Genomic DNA, 354 nt, shown 5'->3' on the forward strand with positions numbered 1-354 from the left:
AAGAGCTTAACGGCCGTGTTCGGCATGGGAACGGGTGTGACCTCTTCGCTATTGCCACCGGACTATTTGACTTCCAATCATCTGCGCGCTTCTTCGTCCACTGCGTCATGTCACTCAGTCACGTATGTAAATACGCTCCTTCGTTCCATTCCTTGTGTCCTCGAATCACTTGATGCTTGTTGTCAATCTGAAAGGAAATGATTCCTTCAAAACTAAATCGTGCTCCACACAGGAGAGGAGGCAGCTGATGCTACGTCTTCTCCTGCGTTCATGCGACTCACACTGTCATACACCACATTGGATAAGTCCTCGACCGATTAGTATCTGTCCGCTCCATGTGTCGCCACACTTCCA

The 354-nt window shown here is 49.4% G+C and carries 1 rRNA gene; it reads right to left on the minus strand.

Going from position 1 to position 354, the window contains the following annotated elements:
* Positions 1-62, minus strand: a 5S ribosomal RNA gene (gene rrf, locus JNO66_RS20340); the annotation flags it as partial.
* Positions 63-354 lie beyond the last annotated feature (292 nt).

It is taken from the genome of Alkalicoccobacillus gibsonii (genome assembly GCF_016798245.1).
GTDB classification, from domain to species: Bacteria; Bacillota; Bacilli; order Bacillales; family Bacillaceae_D; genus Alkalicoccobacillus; species Alkalicoccobacillus gibsonii.